Origin of the sequence: Nonomuraea jiangxiensis, from assembly GCF_900099965.1 — a bacterium.
Taxonomy (GTDB): Bacteria; Actinomycetota; Actinomycetes; order Streptosporangiales; family Streptosporangiaceae; genus Nonomuraea; species Nonomuraea jiangxiensis.
The window spans coordinates 1-16,746 of sequence record NZ_FNDJ01000019.1; the positions used below are offsets into that span (position 1 = coordinate 1).

The 16,746-nt window shown below is 72.0% G+C and carries 14 protein-coding genes and 1 pseudogene; 6 read left to right on the forward strand and 9 right to left on the reverse strand.

What is annotated here, in order from left to right; genetic code table 11:
- Nucleotides 1–922: pseudogene (locus tag BLS95_RS35025) on the reverse strand (DNA-directed RNA polymerase subunit beta); the annotation flags it as partial.
- A gap of 320 nt (nucleotides 923–1,242) precedes the next feature.
- Between BLS95_RS35025 and BLS95_RS35030 the strand changes: the two are divergent.
- The 5 genes from BLS95_RS35030 (at nucleotide 1,243) to BLS95_RS35050 (ending at nucleotide 6,170) form a co-directional block, all read left to right on the forward strand.
- Nucleotides 1,243–2,766, forward strand: a complete 1,524-nt coding sequence (locus tag BLS95_RS35030; protein WP_176993550.1) for an alpha/beta hydrolase — start codon at nucleotides 1,243–1,245, stop codon at nucleotides 2,764–2,766.
- A gap of 41 nt (nucleotides 2,767–2,807) precedes the next feature.
- The gene (locus BLS95_RS35035) at nucleotides 2,808–3,530 is read left to right on the forward strand and encodes a TetR/AcrR family transcriptional regulator (protein WP_090941991.1); all 723 of its coding nucleotides are present in this window, start codon (nucleotides 2,808–2,810) and stop codon (nucleotides 3,528–3,530) included.
- 76 nt (nucleotides 3,531–3,606) lie between these two features.
- Entirely contained in the window at nucleotides 3,607–4,548 is a 942-nt protein-coding gene (locus tag BLS95_RS35040) for a DUF4429 domain-containing protein (protein ID WP_090941603.1), read from the forward strand.
- A 55-nt stretch (nucleotides 4,549–4,603) separates the two neighbouring features.
- A complete protein-coding gene (locus BLS95_RS35045) occupies nucleotides 4,604–5,527 on the forward strand; it encodes an aminoglycoside phosphotransferase family protein (RefSeq protein ID WP_218136131.1) in 924 nt (307 codons plus the stop codon).
- Between the two features lie 31 nt (nucleotides 5,528–5,558).
- On the forward strand, nucleotides 5,559–6,170 hold the full coding sequence (locus BLS95_RS35050; protein ID WP_090941610.1) for a hypothetical protein: 612 nt from the start codon (nucleotides 5,559–5,561) through the stop codon (nucleotides 6,168–6,170).
- A 29-nt stretch (nucleotides 6,171–6,199) separates the two neighbouring features.
- Here the strand turns inward: BLS95_RS35050 and BLS95_RS35055 are convergent, their stop codons facing one another.
- The 5 genes from BLS95_RS35055 to BLS95_RS35070 form a co-directional block, all read right to left on the reverse strand.
- Nucleotides 6,200–8,377 carry an NACHT domain-containing protein gene (locus BLS95_RS35055; protein WP_090941612.1) on the reverse strand — a complete coding sequence of 726 codons (2,178 nt, stop codon included), beginning with the start codon at nucleotides 8,375–8,377 and terminating at the stop codon, nucleotides 6,200–6,202.
- Nucleotides 8,378–8,473: 96 nt separating this feature from the next.
- Nucleotides 8,474–9,721, reverse strand: a complete 1,248-nt coding sequence (locus BLS95_RS35060; RefSeq protein WP_090941614.1) for a YcaO-like family protein — start codon at nucleotides 9,719–9,721, stop codon at nucleotides 8,474–8,476.
- 73 nt (nucleotides 9,722–9,794) lie between these two features.
- Complete coding sequence (locus BLS95_RS59215) at nucleotides 9,795–9,920, reverse strand: hypothetical protein (RefSeq protein ID WP_281250065.1); 126 nt, start codon at nucleotides 9,918–9,920, stop codon at nucleotides 9,795–9,797.
- A 130-nt stretch (nucleotides 9,921–10,050) separates the two neighbouring features.
- Complete coding sequence (locus BLS95_RS35065; RefSeq protein ID WP_090941616.1) at nucleotides 10,051–10,335, reverse strand: protealysin inhibitor emfourin; 285 nt, start codon at nucleotides 10,333–10,335, stop codon at nucleotides 10,051–10,053.
- A gap of 29 nt (nucleotides 10,336–10,364) precedes the next feature.
- A complete protein-coding gene (locus BLS95_RS35070) occupies nucleotides 10,365–11,837 on the reverse strand; it encodes a gluzincin family metallopeptidase (protein ID WP_090941618.1) in 1,473 nt (490 codons plus the stop codon).
- 169 nt (nucleotides 11,838–12,006) lie between these two features.
- Between BLS95_RS35070 and BLS95_RS35075 the strand changes: the two genes are divergently transcribed.
- Nucleotides 12,007–13,284: a cryptochrome/photolyase family protein gene (locus BLS95_RS35075; protein ID WP_090941620.1), complete on the forward strand. Its 1,278-nt coding sequence runs from the start codon at nucleotides 12,007–12,009 to the stop codon at nucleotides 13,282–13,284.
- Here the strand turns inward: BLS95_RS35075 and BLS95_RS35080 are convergent.
- The 3 genes from BLS95_RS35080 to BLS95_RS35090 form a co-directional block, all read right to left on the reverse strand.
- On the reverse strand, nucleotides 13,254–14,750 hold the full coding sequence (locus BLS95_RS35080) for an SDR family oxidoreductase (protein ID WP_090941622.1): 1,497 nt from the start codon (nucleotides 14,748–14,750) through the stop codon (nucleotides 13,254–13,256). The two genes, BLS95_RS35075 and BLS95_RS35080, sit on opposite strands and share 31 nt — an antisense overlap.
- Nucleotides 14,751–14,898: 148 nt before the next feature.
- Complete coding sequence (locus BLS95_RS35085; protein WP_090941624.1) at nucleotides 14,899–15,567, reverse strand: GntR family transcriptional regulator; 669 nt, start codon at nucleotides 15,565–15,567, stop codon at nucleotides 14,899–14,901.
- Complete coding sequence (locus BLS95_RS35090; protein WP_090941626.1) at nucleotides 15,564–16,724, reverse strand: CaiB/BaiF CoA transferase family protein; 1,161 nt, start codon at nucleotides 16,722–16,724, stop codon at nucleotides 15,564–15,566. The genes BLS95_RS35085 and BLS95_RS35090 overlap by 4 nt, the downstream gene beginning before the upstream one ends.
- Nucleotides 16,725–16,746 lie beyond the last annotated feature (22 nt).

Consider the following 16,746-nt stretch of genomic DNA (forward strand, 5'->3'; position numbering starts at 1 on the left):
CGGCGTCGACCCCGAGCTTCTTGTTGATCTTGTAGCGGCCCACCTTGGCCAGGTCGTACCGCTTGGCGTTGAAGTACAGATTCTCCAGCAGCGTCTGCGCCGACTCCTTGGTCGGCGGCTCACCGGGCCGCAACTTGCGGTAGATGTCCAGCAGCGCGTCATCCTGGCCGGCCGTGTGATCCTTCTCCAGGGTCGCCCGCATCGACTCGTACTGGCCGAACCGCTCGAGAATCTGCTCGCTCGTCCAGCCCAGCGCCTTCAGCAGCACCGTGACGGCCTGCTTGCGCTTACGGTCGATACGCACACCGACGCTGTCACGCTTGTCGATCTCGAACTCCAGCCAGGCCCCCCGCGACGGGATGACCTTGCACCCGTACAGGTCCTTGTCGGAGGTCTTGTCGACCGTGCGCTCGAAGTACACACCCGGCGAACGGACCAACTGCGAGACCACGACACGCTCGGTGCCGTTGACGATGAACGTGCCCTTCGGCGTCATGAGCGGGAAGTCCCCCATGAACACCGTCTGGCTCTTGATCTCACCCGTGGCGTTATTGATGAACTCCGCCGTCACGAACATCGGGGCGGAGAAGGTCATGTCCTTGTCTTTGCACTCATCGACTGAGTATTTCGGCGGCTCGAACCGGTGGTCGCGGAACGACAAGGACATGGTCCCCGAGAAGTCCTCGATCGGACTGATCTCTTCGAAGATCTCTTCGAGGCCCGACTGGGTCGGGACGTCCTTGCGCCCGGCCTGGCGAGCCGCCTCTACCCGGCCCTTCCACTTCTCGTTGCCGAGCAACCAGTCGAACGACTCGGTCTGCAGGGCGAGAAGGTCAGGAACTTCGAGGGGCTCCTGGATGCGCGAGAAAGACACACGACGGGGACCGGCTGGTACTGCTGAGGCGTTGCGCGAGGCTGCCAACGGATGTCCTTCCGAGGGATCGCGGCGGACGGGACTGCACGCACGCCGGACACCCCGGAAGTCGAAGAACTCGGGAAGCGGGACGTCGCGGACCAGGCGTGAGAGGGCAGCATAACTCATGCGGCAAACGAATGTCCACGTCTACACTAAATGTCAACCTCGATCCCGGGACCAGGATCGCATGCCTCACCCGGCTTCGTCAATCCCGACGTGACAATTCCGGCGAATACCGGACCTATCCGGAGGATCAGCCGTTCGGCCGAGCCGATCATCCCTTCGGCCGATGATCAGCGGGTCGAGGGCGGTGAATCATGCCTCCCATGATGCGACACCTGACGATCGTCACCGTGGCGTTCGCCGTGACCCTGGCGTCGGCGGCGACCCCCGCACCGGCCGGGGGCGGGTCGGCCACGGTCCGGGCCCCCGCGAGAACCGCCCCGTCCACCGCCGGTATGTCCTGGCACGCCTGCGCGGACCGGCCGGGGGCCGAGTGCGGCGTGGTCTCGGTGCCGCTCGACTGGAACGCCCCGGCGGGCGCCAAGATCGAGCTGTCCGTCGTGCGGAGGCGGGCCACCGATCCCGCCGCCCGGGTCGGCACCCTGCTCTACAACCCGGGCGGCCCCGGCGTACCGGCCGCCCTGCTGGTCCGCGACTACGCCGCCGACACCTTCTCGGCGGAGCTGCGCCGCCGCTTCGACATCGTGGGCATCGACCCGCGCGGCGTGGGCGAGAGCACTCCCGCGCTGAGGTGCACGCTGCCCGTCCACGACCCCGCGATCAGCCGGTTCCCGGAGAGCAGGGCCGCATACGACCGGCTCGTCACCTCGAACGCGGCCGTCGGCCGCAGCTGCCTGCGGGCCACCGGCCCCCTGCTCGGGCAGCTCGACACGGCGACCGTCGCCCGCGACTTCGACGCGGTACGGGCCGCCCTCGGCGAGGCGAAGATCAGCTTCTTCGGCAAGTCGTACGGCAGCATGCTGGGGACTCGGTACGCCCGGCTGTTTCCCGGGCGCGTGCGCACGATGGCGCTGGACGGCGCCGTCGATCAGGCGATTCCCACTTCCCGGCTGGTCACCGATGCCGCCAGGGCGGTGGAGGACTCCTTCGACCGGTTCGCCGCGTGGTGCGACCGCACCGCGACGTGCGCCCTGCACGGCCGCGACGTCGGCCAAGTGTGGGACCGCCTCGTCGCGGCGGCCGGGCGCGCGCCCATCAAGGTACGCGACGGCCGGCCGCTGACCGCCGAGGAGCTGCGTTACTCCGCCTACGCCTTCCTCACCGCGACCCCGGAGTACGCCGGCGGCCTCGCCACCGCGATCAGCCAGGCCGAGCGGGGCGACGCCCAGCTCTTCGCGACCATGCGGGCCCAGGCGCTCGACGATCCGGTGAGCACCGCCGCGTACCGGTCGATCCTCTGCACGGACGTCGATCCGGAGATCCGCGGCTACGGCGACGTACGCGTGCGGATGCGGCGGGTCCGTGCGGCGGCCCCGCACATGCGCGGCACGTCGGAGTTCTGGGACATGACCACAGGGTGCCTGGGCTGGCCGATCCCCCCAACCCGCACGCAACCCCGGACCCCGGTCCGGGACGTGCCGGCGATCCTGGTGGTCGGCAACACCCACGACCCCGCCACCCCGCTCGCCTGGGCGCGCAGCCTCTCGGCCCGCATCGAGGGCGCGGGACTGCTGACCAACGACGGCGACGGCCACACCGCCTACCTGAGGTCGGCCTGCGCCACGGAGCACATCGACACCTACCTGGTCACCGGCACGTTGCCGCCCACCGGCACGACCTGCCCCGCCACCCCGCCCGGCCCGCCGGCGTCGCGGGCGAGGACTTGAACGATGTGTAAGTGCCATCCGGGGTGTCCTATCGTGGGCGCATGCCCCGCGACACGCTGACCCGCGAACAGATCGTCCGCGCCGCCATCGAACTGCTGGACGCCGAGGGTCTGGACGGTCTCAACATGCGCGCGCTGGGCAAGCGGCTGGGCTCCGCGGCCACCGCGGTCTACTGGCACGTGGGCAGCAAGGACAATCTCATCTCCCTGGCCGGCGACGAGTTGTGGCACGAGATCGCGCTGCCCGACCCGGCCACGGTCGGCTGGCGGGCCTCCGCCACGTCCATGGCCACCGACCTGCACGCGATGCTCAACCGCCACCCCTGGCTGGTGCAGTCACTCGGATCCTTCGTGATGTTCGGCCCCGGCAAGGCCCGCTATGACGATCACCACCTCGGTGTCTACGAGGCGGCCGGATTCACCGGGGCGCGGGCCGACCAGGCGGCGGGGGCCGTCTTCACGTTCGTGCTCGGCAGCGCCCTGGGCCCGGCCGCGGAGGCCGCGCTCACCAGGAAGCTCAGCCGCGAGGGCGGCGACGCGGAGGAGCGGATGCGTGACGGCATGGCGCAGGCCATGGAGATCGCGGAGCGGTTCCCGCGCCTGCGCGCCCGCCTCGGCACCACCGCCGCCACCGACTACGCCGCGGCGCCCGACAACAGCTTCGAGTTCGGCCTGCGAGCCATCCTCGACGGCATGGAGGCCCAGCTGATGGCCCCCCATCCGCCGTCCGGCCAGAACACCGGCCACCCCACACCCACGCCATAGCCGCAACGGACACGCCGCACCACCCCTGCCTCAGCACCGATCTTCGGTGAGGCCCGCCCCTTCTAAACTCGGACGCATGGACGAGTTACGGGGACATGCGGCGACATGGCGGTTCGACAGCGAGAAGGTGGTCATTCACTACGACTCCCGATGGCGTACGCACCCGCTGCTGAAGATCCTCGCCCATTGCGAGATCCCCGTGGCCGCCATCGCGTCGGTGGACTTCGTCGCCGGTCAGAAGAAGGGCTGGCGGCTCCGGTTGCGGCTGCGCGAGCGCGCCGACCCGTACGCCGCCGTCGGGGCGCTGCTGCCCGAGAAGGGACAGCCGTTCCTGCTGACCGGCAGGCCCGACACGGAGCTCGTCGCCGAGTACCAGGCCGACCAGCTCAGGCTCGCGGTCGAGGCCGCCCACGGTAGCGGCCCGCTTCCCCCGGCCGAGACGTTCGCCCTCGGGCTCGTCCCGTCGCTGCCGCTGCACCTCCAGACGGAGGAGGGCACGGCCGTGTTCGACGGCCGGACCGTCCGGCTGGGGTGGTCCGACGACGCGAGCGTCCGCAAGATCAAGCAACGCCGGATGGAGTACGGGCTGGCCGACATCCGGCGGGTGGACTGGGTCCCCGAGGGGCCGGGCGCCGACAACGGCTACCTGCGGATCGTGACGCGGGAGGTGGAGGCCGGCGCCAAGCCGTTCAAGCCGACCAAGGACTTCGCCTGCTTGACCACCGAGAGCGGGAAGGAGGAGGCCTGGGCGCTGGTCATGGCCGCGACCGTGACGGCGCATCTGTGGGTGGCGCCGGACCAGCCGGTGGAGCGGCCCCAGCTCACCGCCGCCCCGCAGGACGCATCGCCGGGTCAGACCGTACCCGGGCAGGACGGGTCACCGGGCCGGACCGTACCGGCGCAGGACTCCGCGACCGTCTACGACCTGATCCGCGAGCTCGGGCGCCTGCACGCGGAGGGGTTGCTCACCGATGAGGAGTTCACGGCGAAGAAGGCCGAACTGCTGGCCCGGTTGTGAGCCGGCGACCGCCAGAACCAAGGCGCGCGTCCTCTGTCGGGGTTAGGGTCGCCGGATGGTCCCTCATCGCATGCCGGTCGCCGAGGTGGACGTCTCCCCGGAGCTCGTACGGCGGCTTCTGACTATCCAGCACCCCGACCTGGCCCACCTCCCCCTCGAAGTGATGGCCAACGGATGGGACAACGTCATGTGCCGGATCGGCGACACGCTGGTGGCCCGGCTGCCCCGGCGCGAGGTGGCCACCACCCTGCTCGTCCACGAACAGCGCTGGCTCCCGGTCCTCGGGCCCCGGCTGCCGCTGCCTGTTCCCGCCCCCGTACGGATGGGACGGCCGGACGCCGGCTACCCGTGGCCGTGGAGCGTCGTCCCGTTCCTGCCCGGGCGGACAGCCGCCCACAACCCGCCGGCCGACCCGGAGGAGGCCGCGGCCGGCCTGGGCAGGTTTCTCGCCGCCCTGCACACTCCCGCCCCGCCGGACGCCCCGGCCAACCCCCACCGCGGCATCCCGCTCGCGGACCGCACCGCGACGGTCACCGCGAACCTGAGTGTCCTGGGCGACCTGGTCGACCACCGGGCCGTGACGCGGGTGTGGGAGCCCGCGGTCGCGGCGCCGGCGTGGCCCGGCCCCCCGGTGTGGCTGCACGGCGATCTCCACCCCGGCAACATCCTGGTCCATCACGGCCGGATCAGCGGCGTGATCGACTTCGGCGACATCACCTCCGGTGATCCCGCCACCGACCTGTCCGTGGCCTGGATGCTCCTGCCCGCCGGATGCCACGACGCCTTCCAGCACGCCTACGGGACGGCGGCCGGGCACCCGCCGGACGACCACCTCTGGCTGCGCGCCCGCGCCTGGGCCCTCGCGCTGTCGCTCGCGTTCCTGGCCAACTCGGCCGACCACCCGCTGATAGCGGACATAGGCCGTCGAACCCTGAACGCCGTGCTAGCGGAGGGCCGTTCGCGGGCGGGCGGGCGTTGAACCGATCACGCCTCCCCCACGTTGAGCGGGCATGATGGTGCGCATACTTTCGTCGCTCGGCACGATGGCGGCCCTGTTACTGATCTCGGGCGGCCCGGCGGGCGCGTCCTCGGGCTGCTCCTGCGCAGGACTGGAGCCGCGCCGGCAGCTGGCCGCGGCGGCCGCCGTCTTCTCCGCGACCGCCACGGACGTCCGGGTGGACGAGCCGATGCTGAACGGCGGCAGCCTCACCGCCACGCTCCGCGCCGACCACGTCTACAAGGGTGCGGTCAGCACCGAGTTCCGGGTGTCCGCCAAGGCGCAGGAGGCGGCCTGCGGATATGAGTTCACCAAGGGCCGCCGTTACCTGGTGTTCGCCGGCGTGGGGGACTCGGGGCTGACCACGGGGCTGTGCGCGGGCAACAGGATCCTCCCGGCCGGGGACCAGCCGTTGCGGCTCTCCGATCGCACCCAGGGCATGCGACCGCTCACACCCGAGCTGATCACCGTACTGGGAGAGCCCACCAAGGTCCGGCACACCGCCCAAGAACAGCCGTCCGGCCCCGGCCGTACCGATCCGGTGCTGCCGGCCGCGGCGGTGGTCGCGGTGGCGGGCGCGGTAGGGGGCATCGTCTGGGCACGCAGGAGGGCCAGGGCGCGCTGACCTGCCGGGCCTGCCGAGTGGCCGCCGGGTCACCTCAACCCGGACGCGGCGTCGTCCCCCGATCCCCTTCGCGCCGTCTTCCCGGCCTCCCCGTCCTCCCCGTCGGGATGCCCGCGTGCGAGATGCTGCTGCAGCTCGACGTGCCGGAACTGGTAGTACGGCCCCTCCGTCCGCAGCAGGCCCAGGCGGTGGGCGTCTTCCAGGAAGTCCATGGCCCGCAGCGGCAACCTCCCCCTGGTGGCCAGCCGCGGCACCGTCAGCTTGTAGGCCAGCCAGGCGTGGTGACTGCCCAGTACGAGCCCGAACAGCAGCCCCAGCAGCAACCCGCCGCCGATCGCCACGCTCGGGTTCAGCTGCGCCCTGAGCCCGATGGCCCCGGCCATGAGCCCGACCACGAGCCCGCTGATGATCCGGATGACGGTCAGGTTCCTGTCGGCCCGCCAGGTCGAGCGCGGGGACCTCGCGCTCGACACGGTGGTGGGGTTCTCGACCCAGCGGATCAGGCTGAGCACGACCACGAACCCGATGCCGGACAGCAGGCCGATGTCCCGCGCGCCCACTATGCCGCCCTTCACCCCTCCCACCGAGCTGCCCATGAGCCAGCCGACGAGCGCCCCCAGCACTCCGACCAGCAGCCCGTCCCGCAGCACGCCCAGCAGTTGCGGGAGCCGGCCGCGAAGGTGGAAGTCGGCGTGGCCCGGCGCCTCGGTGAACCACGACCCGCTCATGATCACGACCACCGCCGCCGACAGCAGCCCGATCACCGCGCTCGGCACCGGCATGCCCGTGAGCACCGTGAACACCACCCCGACCACGATCCCGATGGCGATCCCTGCCCACAGCCGTATCGGGCGGCTGGGCGTGTACCGGGCCAGGTGCCACCACGCCATGTCACGCGGCTCCCCCGTCCCGCGCGAGAGCTGGTGGGACAGGTACGTGAGCCAGCGGCCGACCTCCTCCGGCCGCCAGGCGTGCTGCGGCCGGAAGGGCTGGGCCGGGCCGTCGACCGGCGGCACGGCGTCCACCAGGGCGGGAATGAGCCGGTCGCACAGATGGTCGTGCAGTTCGGCCGGGGTGCGGCGGCCGAGCTCCAGCAGCGGTGCCGGATCCACCCGCGGCGCGATGTAGGTGGCGCGGACCAGCCACAACCCCAGCGAGGTCGAGACGACCCCGGCCAGGCCGGGGGCGGCGCCCGTGCGCAGCGCCTCCAGGACCCTGGGCCAGCCGGGATGGATCACGGGCGGCAGGCACGCCTCCAGGTAGTCGGCCGCCGCGGCGGGGGCCATGGGCTGCGGCTCGATGACCGCGGCCGCCGTGAGAACGTCGCCGAGCCGCTCGACCGACTCGGCGAACTGCTCGGTACGGCAGGTGATGATCAGCTGGTCGGTCTCGCACATCGACCGGTTCAGCGCGCCGAGCAGGTCCGCGCGGGCGGAGTCGTGCAGTTCGTCCACCCCGTCGATGACGGGCAGCACCTCGCCGCGGGCCACCAGCGCCTCCGGGATGCCGGGGCCGAGGCCCTCCGCCCGCAGCGCGGGATAGTCCATCGCGAGGCTCTCGGCGAGCCAGTCCTGAAGCCGCGGGTGTACGCGGTCGTCCCAGCGCGAGGCCGACAGGAGCACCGGGACGGGCTCCTCCGGCTGCCGGGTATCCAGCAGTTCGAGCAGCAGCTGCACGGCCAGGGTCGTCTTCCCGGTGCCAGGACCGCCCAGGATGACCAGCCGCCGGCAGCGCAGCGCGCGGAAGTTGCGAGCCATGTCGGCGATGTGCACCTCCAGGCCGGGGAAGGCCACCGTGCCCCTGGCGATGATCTCGGGCCGGTCGACCAGCTCACGGCGCCCGGTCGAGCGCCAGGGCAGCGGCATCGGCTCGGGATCGCCGAGCGAGCGCAGGGCCGTCTCGTGGCGCCACTGCTCTGTCACCAGCCCGGCGAGGATGTCCTTGGCGGTGCCGATGTCGGTGGATGTCGGCGCGGGCGCGGGCGCGCCCCGCCCGCGCCACCAGTTCAGGAACTGCACCAGGCTGTTGCCCAGCGCCATCGCGCTCAGCACGGCTGAGAAGACCGAGACTGCTCCCACGCCCTTCCCGGGAATGCCGGGCAGTTGCGGGGCCCAGAGAAGGAATGCCGAGGAAAGGATCAGCAGCAGAACTCCCACTGCCACCCACATCCTGGCCTTGCGATTCTGCTGCGGACTCTGTCGAGACATAAAGCAATTATGTCCACATTCATCGTAAAATGGACTAAAGGCCGCCCTGGCGCGGTCGATTAACCGGAAAAATCGGTCGCCCTATCGAAAGGGCCGTCAATTCGACGGCATTGTTGCGGAGATTTTCCCGGCCGCGGCGGCCAGCCCCCTACGGCCGGGGAGAACGAGATTACCGTCGGTCACCAGCATGAACCGCTCCAGCTCCGGCACGACCACGTGCACGGCGGTGACCCCGCGGGGAAGGACGCCGGCCGTGCGGTGGTAGGCGGTGCAGCCCCGCGCGGCCAGCATCGCGGTCACCTTCCGCACCTGCCCGCCGGGCGGCCCGGCGGTCGCGGCGGCGCGCGGGAAGGGCGCCACGCGCGCCGTGCGCAGCGGGCCGGTGAGGTCGAACCGCCCGCAGGCGTGCAGGGCGGGATGCGCCGCGAGCCCGGCCAGGTCAGCGTGCGCGGGAGCCGCCGGGCGGGGCATGCTCCCGCTCTCGCCGAGCGTGGCCTGGACCAGCTCGGTGAGGGCCCGCCAGGCGGCGTAGGAGGGGTCGAGCGAGGTCCCGGTGCCGCGCCGGTGCGGGCGGCCGGCGGTGGGCGCCGTGTACGCCAGCATCGTCGGCACCCCGACGTCACTGGTGATGTCCAGGAGGTGCACCGGCGCTCCGGTGAGCTCACCGGCCGTCGCGTACGCCCGCGCCGGGCCGGGTGGCAGCGTCGCCGGGTCGATCAGCGTGGGCCGGAAGCCCTCCGCGCCCAGAAAGGCCCGTACCAGGAGCAGGGACAGGGCGTCGCGTTCGATCACCTCGTTGAGGGCGTGCAGCAGCGCCTCGGCGGCGGTGACGCCGGCGGCCGAGCCGCTGTTGCAGCTGTAGCGCATCAGATGGGTGTAGTCGCAGTCGTCTCCGGCCCGCTCGCGCAGCCGGGCGGCCCCGGCCTCGACGTACCAGGGAGCGAACAGGAACAGCGGCACCAGCGCCTCCCGTCCCCCGCCGAGCGGGCGGTAACGCAGGCAGGCCATCCGCCGGCCGGGCATCCTGGCCAGCAGCAGGGCCGTGGCGTCCGTACGCAGGGGACCCGCGGCGATCGCGGCGGGCGGGGCCGGCTCCACGGCCGCGGGGTCGAAGCGGGCCGGACCGGTGAGATAGTGCTCGACCGCCTCGAACAGCGCGCCCACCCGGGCCTCCGCCGGGCGGCCCTTCCCCATCCCGCACGCGGCCGGCCCGGCGTCCCCGTCGAGCAGCTCGCACCACCAGGCGGTCGGGTCGCGCCCCGCGCCGACGTCCGCGAGCTCCGCCCGCAGGCCCAGCGCGGCCAGCGCCGCCGCCGCCCGCCGGTCGGCCTCGCCCACCGGCACTTCCCGCTCCACCTCACCGGGACAGGCGTCACCGGGAGGGGCGTTACCGAGAGCGACGCCGGCCGGATGCGCTCTAGTCCTCACTATCGCCCGTCATCGTGGACAGCAGTTCTTCGAGCCGGTCGAGTTCGGCCCCGGTCAACCGCTGTTCCCGGGTGTCGAGCGATTCCACCTTCACGTAGTCCACGACGTTTCCCATGAGGCCTCCCCTCACGTTTCTTCCTCCAATGGTAGCTCCAGCTCGATAAAGCACTGGAAAATCAGAAAAATCATCATTTGATAATACGTTTGCCCTTTAAAGGGCTTGCAAGCGGCAGGGCGGCGAGCGGTCACCCGACCGGGTGCAGCAGCACGGCCAGCGGATCGGCCAGCCTGGGCGGGGGCTCGTCGGGCACCGTGAAGACCCGCCCGCCGCCGTCGCCCACGGTGATCCGGTAGGTGATCAGGTCCGCGCCCACTTCCCCGCCTCCCTCCCGGGCCACGGCGGCCTCGATGGCGGCCAGCGCGCCGTACACCCTGGCGGCCGCCGGCGCGGGCAGCTCGTCGGTGTCGTAACCGGCGACGGTCTCCTGCAGGCCGGCGAAGCCGCCGGCCCGCTCGATCCGTACTTTCATGTCGGACTCCCCGGCTCACGCGGCGGGGGTCACTTGAACGCCTTCTTCAGCGCCTTCAGCTCCGCGGCCAGGATGTCGTCGTCGGACAGTTCCCCCCGGGCCATCAGCCTGTCCGTGCCGATGACCTGGAACTCGGGCATCTGCATGGTGCCGCAGCAGGTCGACCGATCCTGTACGGCACGCAGGCTCGCGGACGCCGTGTCGGCCGCCTTCACCGTGGTCACGTCCTTGGCGGCCTTGCCGTCGCCGGTGTAGTCGGCGTTCATGAGCTCCATCTCACCGGACAGCACCTTGGTGAACGGCGTGGGCGAGGTCACCACCTCGCGTACGGCGAACCGGTTGCGGATGAAGGTCCGGTAGATGTTGGGATCCTGCTGCGCGGCCGAGACCTGCAGCATCTGGTTGACCACGTCGGTGTAGGTGGCCCCGGTGTCAGGCGCCTTGACGATGGCCTTGAACAGCAGCTTGCACAGCCGGTCCGCGACCTCCATGAGGATCATGGTGGGGCTCTTGACCATGCCCTGCTTGATGCTTTCGTGCGCGTAGATGTCGGCCAGCACGTCGTAGATGCCGCCGGTGAACACCTGCGAGATCGCGTGCACCTCGTTGCCGACCTCGCTCAGCTTGAGGTCGTTGTCGGCGTTGCGCAGGCCGAACGGCAGGCCGAGCGACGCGCCGAACTGCTCGGCCAGGCACGACAGAAACGACTTGGCGTGCAGGTTGGCCTTGGTGAGCGCGACGAGCGCCTCGGCCTGGTCCGGCTCCGACAGCGCCAGGAAGATGGCGGTCAGGTCGCCGAAGGACTCGTGCAGCCCCCCGGTCTGCGGCGGGTTGTCCGCGCCCAGCCAGCCCGGCTTGAGCCCGTCGAGGACCGCGTGACCGGTCTCGTGGGCCACGATGTCCAGCGAGCGGCAGGTGAAGACCTCCTGCTCGGCGCCCTTCGGGGTGAAGTGGAGGAACTTCAGGGCCTTGGACGTCCTGGTGTAGAAGGCGTTGGCACCGACCCCGCCATGCGGGAAGATCGTGAGCCGGTCGATGTTCCCGCCGGTGTTCCAGGCGAACGGGAGCGGGTCGCCGCCGTTGTGGCGCTGGTACATCGTCAGCGTCTCGCGGACGACCGCGTACGTGTGCGCGCAGTCGAACTCCGGCGAGTTCGGGGTGAAGACGAAGTCCCCGTTGACCCCGCGCTTCACCGGGGTGGTGCCGGCCAGTTCGGTGGTGAGCCGGGCGTCGGTGGGCCCGTTGAGCACGGCGCTGGGAATGAAGATCGCCCTGACGCCCAGCTCGGCGACGCTGGGATCCTGCTTGTAGACGAGGATCCGGGGCCCGACGATCGGCGCGAGCGGGATCGGGGTCGAGGTCGGCAGCGGGCGCGGGGCGGGCACCACGTCCATCGTGAAGGGAGGCTGGAGCGTGCGCGTGGTCGATTCGGCCACGGCCACTCCCATGATTTCGCGGCGTTCCGGGGTGATGACCTTGTCCCCGGTGTCGTGATTGATCATTCGCTCGTCTCTTCCCCTGCGGTCCGGCTCGCGGATCATTCCGGCGAATCCCGTCAATGGGGACGCGCTTCTCGGAGCCTCCCCCGCGCCGGATCAGCACTCGCACACGGGATTTCCAAGGTTCGGCCAGACTTGCCGGCCGAGGCCGTGCCTGCCCCAGACTGTTCGCATGCCGTCTGACCAGTACGGAAGCACGGCGATCGTGCTCTTCAACCGGGACCTGCGGGTGCACGACCACCCGGCCCTCGCCGCCGCCTGCGAGCGGGCCGAGCGGGTGGTGCCGCTGTTCGTGCTGGACCCGGCCGTGCCGGCGGGTCAGCGGACCGGCTTCCTGCTGGAGTGCCTGGCCGACCTGCGGGCCTCGCTGCGGGAGCGCGGCGGTGAGCTGTTCGTACGGCACGGCGACACCGTCCGCGAGACCATGAGGCTGGCCGCCGAGCTGGGCACGGAGACCGTCTACGCCAGTGCCGACGTCAGCTCGTTCGCCAGGCGGCGGGAGGAGCGCCTGGCCGCCGAGCGGATCGAGTTCCTGTGCTTCCCCGGCGTCACCGTCGTGCCCCCTGACGAGCTGCGGCCCTCGGGCGGCGGCGACCACTACCGGGTCTTCACCCCCTACTGGCGCGAGTGGACCCGCCGTAACAGGCGCTGGCAGCTAGCGCCTCCCCGCAAGATACGCACGCCACCGGGCCTGGACGCCGGCCCTCTGCCCGCCGGCCGGCCGCACCCGGGCATGCCCGGCGGCGAGTCGCAGGCCCGCGACCGTGCCGCGCGGTGGTTGCGGCAGGGCCTGAGCGGCTACGCCGACGGGCACGACGACCTGGCGGGCGACCGTACGTCCCGGCTCAGCCCGTATCTGCGCTTCGGGTGCCTGTCGCCGCTGGAGCTGGCCTGCCGGGCCGGGCACAGCGTGGACTTCGTCCGCCAGCTCTGCTGGCGGGACTTCCACCACCAGGTGACGTACGCGTTCCCGCGGATCAACCGGGAGAACTACCGCCACCCCGAACGACGCTGGCGGCACGACCAGGAGGCGCTGCAGGCGTGGCAGGCCGGCATGACGGGCTTGCCCATCGTGGACGCGGGCATGCGCCAGCTGCTCGCCGAGGGCTGGATGCACAACCGGGCCCGCCTGATCGTGGCCGCCTACCTCATCAGGCATCTCGGCGTCGACTGGCGGGACGGCGCCTGGCATTTCTGGCGGCACCTGCTGGACGGCGACGTGGCCAACAACTTCGGCAACTGGCAGTGGGTCGCGGGCACCGGCAACGACACCCGGCCCAACCGCGGCTTCAACCCGCTGCGCCAGGCCAGGCGCTACGACCCGGCGGGCGACTACGTGCGCCGCTACGTGCCCGAGCTCGCCGGCCTGCCCGCCGCCCACGTCCACGAGCCGTGGCGGCTGCCGAACCCGCCCGCCGGCTATCCCGCCCGGCTGGACGGCACCGACTGATCTCCGGCGGCCTGCCGACGGACCGCGGCCTTGGCCACGTTGACGGGCATGCGCCCGAAGATCAGGCCGTGGAACGGGAAGATCGCCCACCAGTAGAGGTGCCCGAGCAGGCCGTGCGGGTAGAAGATCGCCCGCTGCCGGTAGTACGTACGGCCGGCGCGGCGGGAGACGCTCAGCTCCAGCCAGGCCAGCCCCGGCAGCCGCATCTCGGCCCGGAGCCGGAGCAGCCGGCCGGGCAGCACCTCCTCCACCCGCCAGAAGTCGACGGTCTCGCCCACGCGCAACCGGTCGGCGTCCCGTCGCCCGCGGCGCAGCCCGACCCCGCCGAACAGTCCGTCCAGCAGGCCGCGCAGACGCCAGGCGCCCGGCAGGGAGTACCAGCCGTTACGGCCGCCGATCCCCTCGATGACCTGCCACAACGCCTCCGGCTCCGCGTCCACCCGGGTGTCCCGGCAGTCGACGTAGAGGCTGCCGCCGGCCCAGTCAGGGTCGGTCGGCAGCGGATCGCTCGGGGTGCCGGGTGTGGAGGCCGAGGACCAGCGGGTGGCGACCTTGGCCTCCTTGATCTTCTTGAGCGCCAGCGAGACGGCCGCGGGAAAGCCGATCAGGCCTTCCTCGGGATCGGGTACGTAACGGGCGATGTCGTGCTCGCCGCAGACCGCCTCGTTGCGCAGCGACTCGACCAGCGGGCGCGCGATGCCCGCCGGAACCGGCGTGACCAGGCCCACCCACAGGCTCGACAACCTCGGGGTGAGCACCTTCACCGGGATGATCACGCGCCGGGGCAGCCCGGCCACGGCCGCGTACCCCTGGATCATCTCGGCGTAGGTGAGCACGTCCGGGCCGCCGAGGTCGAACCCGCGGTTGACCTCCCCTGGCACGCTCGCCCAGGCGGTGAGATAGCGCAGCACGTCGCGTACGGCGATGGGCTGCGTACGGCTCTGCACCCAGCGCGGCGTCGTCATGACCGGCAGCCGCTCGGTCAGGTGGCGCAACATCTCGAAGGACGCCGAGCCGGAACCGATGATCACCGCGGCCCGCAGCACCACGGCCGGCACGCCCGAGCGCAGGAAGATCCCGGCCACCTCGGCCCTGGACCGCAGGTGCGGGGAGAGCGGCCCGCCCGGGTCGAGGCCGCCGAGGTAGACGATGCGCCGCACCCCGGCCCGCTCGGCCGCCGCCGCGAAGGTCCCGGCCGCCCTGCGGTCGTTCTCGGCGAACTGCCCGGTGCCGCCCATGGTGTGGATCAGGTAGTAGGCCACCTCGATGCCGTCGAGCGCCGCCCGTGTCCGGGCGGGATCGGTGGCGTCCGCCTCGACGACCCGTACCCGCTCCGCCCAGGGCAGGTCCCGCAACCGCTCCGGCGAGCGGGCCATGCAGCGGACCTCGTGGCCGGCCGCGAGCAGCTCGGGCACCAGCCGGCCGCCGATGTAACCGGTCGCCCCGGTCACCAGACAACGCGCCATCTTCTCGCCCTCCCCGCTCCTGAGACCTCTTTTCTCCGGTTCCATCAGGGATCGCGGGATATCGGAATGCCGGGCAAAGCTCTCTTTGCCGGCACGGCCCAGCGCGGTCCGGTCGGCGGCCTATCGGGGAGGAGCGCCGCCCGGGCTCTCAGGGAGCCGGGTCCAGCAGGGGCGCGAGGTCGGCGACCGCGTGCGCGCGGTGCAGGTCGAGGGTGGTGACGGCCTCGTCGGCACTGCGCCGCCGCAGCGCGTCGAGCGTGGCCCGGTGCTCCTTGACCACCCGCTCGCGGTTGCCCGGATCGCCGTAGTACATCGAGCGGTAGGCGTCGGTCGCGTCCCACAGGGTCCTGATCAGGCGGGCCAGCCGGGGCATGCCCGCGCGGTCGAACAACGTCATGTGGAACAGCCGGTTGGCGGCGGCCATGGCCGGCACGTCGCCGGCCGCGGCGGCCCGCTCGACCTCCTCCTGGGCCGACTCCAGCCGGTCGAGGTCGGCGTCGGTGAGGCGGGCGACCGCCCGGCGCACGGCCTCCTCCTCCAGCAGCTCCCGGATGCGGTAGACCTCGCGCAGGTCGTCGAGCGAGAGCGTCTCGACGAAGTAGCCCCGGTGGGCCTCGTATGCCACCAGGCCCTCGCCCTGCAACATCTTGAGCGCCTCACGCAGGGGGACGCGGCTGACCTGGAGCTCCTCGGCCAGCGCGTCCTGCCGGATCGGGGCGCCGGGCCGCAGCCGGCCGCTGGTGATGGCGCGGCGCAGCTCGGCCAGCACGAACTGCTGGGCCGTGGGCGGCCTGCGTCGTGCCTGGTCCGGACTCATCGCCCCAATATCTCACGAAGCCATGCGTCATCCGCTCCGAGCCGGGGAGGCGGGCGCCGGTAGGAGGGCGGGGTGGCGCTGAGGCGCAGCGGGTTCGCGACCTGGCCGGTCCCCTCGATCCGTACGGACGGCTCCAGGCCGAGCTCCTCGGCCAGGGCGAAGGCGGCGGCCAGGTCGTTGATCGGGCCGCACGGCACCCCGGCCTCGGTGAGCGCCGCGAACCACTCGTCCGCCGGCCGGCCGGCCAGCGTGGCGTTCAGCTCGGCGACCAGCGGGACCCGGGCGGCCACCCGGCCCGCGTTGGTGGCGTACCGGGGGTCCTCGGCGAGGTCGGCGCGGTCCAGCACCGCGCAGAGGGCGCGGAACTGGCGGTCGTTTCCCGCCGCGATCACAATGGCGCGGTCGGCGGCCTGGAAGACCTCGTACGGCACGATGCTCGGATGCCGGTTGCCCATGGCGCGCGGCACGACCCCGGCGGCGGCGTAGGCGGAGGAGTGGTTGGTCAGCGCCGACAGGAGGGAGGTCAGCAGGGAGACCTCGACGCGCTGGCCGGCGCCCGGCTCGGGGTCGCCGCCGAAGACGCGCCCGCCGCTGCCGGTGTGGTCGCGGTGGTGGAGCGCGGCCAGGATGCCGACGGCGGCGTGCAGGCCGGTGATCACGTCCACCACCGCCACGCCCGCCTTCGTCCCCGGCCCGTCCGGCTCGCCGGTGACGCTCATCAGCCCGCCCACGGCCTGCGCGATCAGGTCGTAGCCGGGCAGCCCGGCCCCCGCCCCCGACCCGAACCCCGTGATCGAGCAGTACACCAGTCCCGGGTTGAGCTCCCGCAGCGCCTCGTAGCCGAGGCCGAACCGGTCCATCGTGCCCGGCCGGAAGTTCTCCACGAGCACGTCCGCCCGCGCCGCGAGGGCACGCGCCACCTCGACGTCCGCCCGCAGGTCCAGCGCGATCGAGCGCTTGTTGCGGTTGACGCCGAGGAAGTACGTGGCCTCGCCCCCGGCGTACGGCGGCCCCCAGGCGCGGGTCTCGTCCCCGAGGCCGGGCTGCTCCACCTTGACCACCTCGGCCCCCAGGTCGGCCAGCAGCATCGTGGCGTAGGGACCGGCCAGCACCCGGCTGAAGTCGGCGACCAGCACCCCCGACAGCGCGCCCGTCATGCGGGCCGCCCGAGCGGATTCA